Raw genomic sequence first — 4419 nt, 5'->3', positions numbered from 1 at the left:
CCGGACCGGGACCCCGCTTCACCCGGCGAGACAACCCGACACAGCCTGCGACGCACGGCATTCGTATGTGCGTCGGTCGCAGTCACGGCAGGGGCAACCCCGGCACCGTGACGCATGGCGAGCCCGATCGGGGCAACCAGCGTCTGTGTCAGGGATTCGAGATGAGTGTGCGTGGCCGCAACGGGTCGGGCGTGCAGACAGCACGCGTCGGGAGGTGATTCGGTGAACGCGCCACACGACGGCGAACGTCGTTCCGGAGAATTCGGCCACGTGCCCGTCATGGCACGGCGGATCACCGAACTTCTCGCGCCGGCATTGACGGCTACCGGTGACGACCTCTCGGATGCCGAGCGTCCGGTGTTCGTCGATGCGACATTGGGAGCGGGCGGCCACAGCGAACTGATCCTCACCGAATTCGACGACGCACGCGTCATCGGCATCGACCGTGACGAGTCAGCGTTGAACATCGCGCGCGATCGCCTCGCTCGTTTCGGCGACCGGATCTCGTTTCACCAGTCTCGATTCGACGGCATCGACGACGTTCTCGCGGCCGCAGGCGTCGACCACATCGACGGTGCGCTCTTCGATCTCGGTGTGTCGTCGATGCAACTCGACCGCGCCGATCGCGGATTCGCCTACGCCGTCGACGCCCCGCTGGACATGCGGATGAATCCGGACGACGACCTGACCGCGGCGGACGTGCTCAACACGTATTCGCACGGCGACCTCGCGCGCGTGCTGTCGGAGTACGGCGAAGAACGCTTCGCGGGCAAGATTGCATCCGCCGTTCTGCGGGCCCGTGAGACCGAACCCTTCACCACGAGTGGGCGGCTCGTCGAATTGCTTTATGCCGCAATCCCTGCGGCCACACGTCGGACGGGTGGGCATCCCGCGAAACGCACGTTCCAGGCATTGCGGATCGAGGTGAACCACGAACTCGACGCCCTGCGCCTGGCGTTGCCTGCGGCACTCGATGCGCTATCGGTGGGTGGACGTGTGGTGGTGATGAGCTACCAGTCGCTCGAAGACCGAATCGTCAAGCGTGAGTTCGCGTCTCGCACCACCTCGACGTCGCCTCCCGGCCTTCCGGTCGAACTGCCCGGAACCGCACCGCAATTCAAGCTCATCACCCGAGGTGCCGAGCAGGCTGGCGAGGCCGAGCTCGCCGAGAATCCGAGGTCGGCCCCGGTCAGGGTCCGCGCCATCGAACGTGTTGAGAGGAATCGGTCATGACAGTGCTCGACGACCGCACCGTCGCCGACAGTGCAGGTGCTGGTACCGCAACGCCAACCCGTCGTCCACGCCGGGAGAATCTCGAATCGGAGCGAGCCAACCGCTCGCGGGCGGCGCAGCGCGCGCTCGACCGGCGTCGCAATCGCGTTGTGGCGCAGGGTTCTACGTCGACGCGCGGTGGCCTCGATTCGGGCGTACGACAGGGCTCGTTGTTCAGTCGTGCACGGTCGGTTCCGTTCGTGGTGCCCGTCCTCGCTCTGCTTGTCGTCGGTTTGGGGTTGAGCCTGTGGTTGTCGACGAAGGCTGCTCAGGATTCTTACCGACTCGGAATCGAGCGCAAGGCCAATCAGTCGCTCGTCGACCGCCGTGACAGTCTCAAGCGCAGCTACGAGTCGGGCGACTCTGCGCCCGAATTGTCCGACAAGGCAGCGAAATTGGGAATGATCCCGGTTCAGAATCCAGCCCGGATGGTGGTCGGCGCCAACGGCAAGCCCAAGGTGCTCGGCGATCCCGAACCCGCGTCCGGCAAGCCGATGGGGACGATCAACCCCGACGACAAGCCCGATCCCACCAGCAAGATCGACAAGAGCAAGGTCAGCGATTCGATGGGTCTCGGGGGCGCAGGCGCTTCGGACTCGAATGCCACTTCGTCTGCTGATACGAACTCCTCCGGCTCAACCAATTCGCCAGCGCCGAACCAGAATACGACTCCCGGGCAGAACACTGCGCCGACCCAGAACCAGAGTGCCAACGCTCCCGCACGCGCCGATGCTCCGGCGCCGGGAGCCGCTGCCGCGCCCAATCCGAATGTCGCGCCCACGGCTCAGACGAATGGCAACCCGCCGAGCGCAAATTCGGCGGGAGCCCGCTAGGGCGGTGGACAATTGACAACCATGACACGCGCCAGTTTTCAGCGGATCGGTGAGCGTTTCGACCCGCCCGCTGCGCAGTCCCGGTCAGGACGACGTCCCACTTCCGCGGGCGGATCGGGGAGTGGAGGATCGGGTACCGGGGGCCGCGGTGGAGGTCCGGGACGAGGTCCCCTCACCTTCGAATTCCGTAGTCACGCTGTGGGAGTCGTCATCCTCCTCGTGGTGTTGGCGGTGGCGATCCGGATGATCGTCGTGCACACCATCGAGGCGTCGTCGATCTCGGCAGAAGCGGCCCAGCAACGTGAGTACACCCAGGTGCTGACGGCCAAGCGCGGAGCGATCCTCGACCGCAACGGACGTCCCCTCGCCTATACCGACGAGGCGCGGTCACTCACGTTCCTGCCCAAGGCAGTTCGCAAGTCGATCGAGGCCGAGCACAAAAAGAATCCGGAGTACCCCGACGTCGACAAGCGGCTCAAGGAGATCGCCGACGGCGTGTCGTCGGCGCTCGGTGGGTCGATCAGTTCCGACGATCTGCACAAGAAGCTGACAAGCGATGACGGCTTCGTCTACCTTGCGCGGTCGGTCAGCCCCGAGGTCGCGGCACGGATCGTCGCCGACTATCCCGAGGTGGGTGCCGACCCGCAGGCGATCCGTCTCTATCCGGGTGGCTCGCTGGGAGCGAACGTCGTCGGCGACGTCAATTACGACGGGAACGGGCTGATCGGTCTCGAAGCGTCGATGGATTCGGTACTCGCCGGGACCGACGGCTCGAAGACCTATGACCGCGGCTCCGACGGCGCGGTGATCCCGGGAAGTACACGCAACGTGCACCCCGCGATCAACGGTGCAACGGTGAAACTGACGCTCGATTCGGACATCCAGTGGTTCGTGCAGAGCGAGGTCAACAAGGCCAAGCAGGCGTCGGGAGCGAAGTCGGCGTCGGCCGTCGTACTCGACGCCAAGACCGGCGAAGTACTCGCGATGGCCAACGACGGCACCTTCAACGCGTCCAAGCCGCTGTCGGAACAAACGAAGGCCGACCTCGGCAACCCGGCTGTCACCTCGCCGTTCGAGCCGGGTTCGGTGAACAAGATCGTCACCGCCTCGGCCGCCGTCGAATACGGGCTGACAACGCCGGGCGAGGTGTTGCAGGTGCCCGGCAGTATCAACATGGCCGGTGTCACCGTGAACGACGCGTGGTCGCACGGCGTCGAGCCGTACACCACGGCGGGAATCTTCAGTAAGTCATCCAACGTCGGAACCCTGATGCTGGCCAAGCGTGTCGGTGAACAACGATTCGCCGACATGGTCAAGCGTTTCGGGCTCGGGCAGCGGACCGGCGTCGGACTTCCGGCGGAGAGCGGTGGAGCGGTTCCCGCACTGAGTCAGTGGTCGGGTGGTTCGTTTGCCAATCTGCCCATCGGGCAGGGTCTTTCGATGTCGCTCCTGCAGATGACGGCGATGTATCAGGCGATCGCCAACGACGGGCTCCGCGTGCCACCGCGCATTCTCGAGTCCGAGCAGCACGACGGCGGGAACGTCGAAGATGCCGATCGGCCCGCCGGTATCCGAGTGGTCAGTCCGCAGACCGCGCACACGGTCCGCGATATGTTCCGCGGGGTCTTCCAGGAGGACCCGATGGGCGTGCAGTCGGGAACGGGCTACAAGGGTGCGGTTTCGGGCTATCAGATGTCGGGCAAGACGGGTACGGCCCAGCAGGTCGACCCGGCCTGCGGGTGCTACTCGAACTCGAGCTACAACATCACGTTCGCGGGCATTGCGCCCGCCGACAACCCACGCTTCGTGGTGGGCATCATGCTCGACAACCCCAAGCGGAGCTCCGACGGCAGCGGGGGACAGTCGGCGGCGCCGCTGTACGGAACGATCGCCTCGTGGATTTTGCAGCGTCAGCAAGTGCCGCTGTCTCCCACACCCACACCGTGGATCAAGCTCGAGGCGCGCTGATTTGCCGATGGGCGCGCCCTCACGAATTGCCCTGACGGTATCGTGAGTGCGTTCCGGAGAGTGGAGCATCCGCACACACCCGGGTTCGAGCCGCACCGGCGCGAACACGCGACACCGATACCACTGCTGAGGGAGGCGATCGCATCATGGCGTCGAATCGCCGGTCCGCAGGACTGAACAGACCAACTCACGTCGAGCCCACGGCCGTCTCCGTGCTCTCGACCGCCACCGGCGCACGCCTCGATCTGATCGGGACGGTGCCTGCCGACGCCGCCGTGTCCGGGGTGTCGTTGCGTGCGCAGGACATCGTCGCGGGCGACCTGTTCGCGGCGCTGCCGGGTGGCCG

4 protein-coding genes and 1 pseudogene are annotated in these 4419 nt (G+C 65.6%); all 5 read left to right on the top strand.

Annotation, left to right across the window (positions count from 1 at the left end; all coding sequences use genetic code 11):
• Positions 1-218: hypothetical protein (locus tag A5777_RS25145; protein ID WP_231894898.1), on the top strand; the 218-nt coding region annotated here is incomplete at its 5' end.
• Positions 219-222: 4 nt separating this feature from the next.
• A complete protein-coding gene (gene rsmH / locus A5777_RS00715) occupies positions 223-1233 on the top strand; it encodes a 16S rRNA (cytosine(1402)-N(4))-methyltransferase RsmH (RefSeq protein ID WP_064861290.1) in 1011 nt (336 codons plus the stop codon).
• Positions 1230-2105, top strand: coding sequence for a hypothetical protein (locus A5777_RS00710; protein WP_064861289.1), 876 nt, complete (start codon positions 1230-1232; stop codon positions 2103-2105). The genes rsmH and A5777_RS00710 overlap by 4 nt, the downstream gene beginning before the upstream one ends.
• Before the next feature lie 21 nt (positions 2106-2126).
• On the top strand, positions 2127-4073 hold the full coding sequence (locus A5777_RS00705) for a peptidoglycan D,D-transpeptidase FtsI family protein (RefSeq protein ID WP_064861288.1): 1947 nt from the start codon (positions 2127-2129) through the stop codon (positions 4071-4073).
• Positions 4074-4219: 146 nt separating this feature from the next.
• Positions 4220-4419: pseudogene (locus A5777_RS00700) on the top strand (UDP-N-acetylmuramoyl-L-alanyl-D-glutamate--2,6-diaminopimelate ligase); the annotation flags it as partial.

Source organism: Gordonia sp. 852002-10350_SCH5691597 (assembly GCF_001665715.1).
Classification (GTDB): domain Bacteria; phylum Actinomycetota; class Actinomycetes; order Mycobacteriales; family Mycobacteriaceae; genus Gordonia; species Gordonia sputi.
This window is presented reverse-complemented; position numbering and strand designations above follow the sequence as displayed.

Bases quoted from the DNA above. Each gene is read 5' to 3' on its own strand.
- A5777_RS00710 (WP_064861289.1), top strand. From the start codon at position 1,230: ATGACAGTGCTCGACGACCGCACCGTCGCCGACAGTGCAGGTGCTGGT.
- A5777_RS00705 (WP_064861288.1), top strand. From the start codon at position 2,127: ATGACACGCGCCAGTTTTCAGCGGATCGGTGAGCGTTTCGACCCGCCC.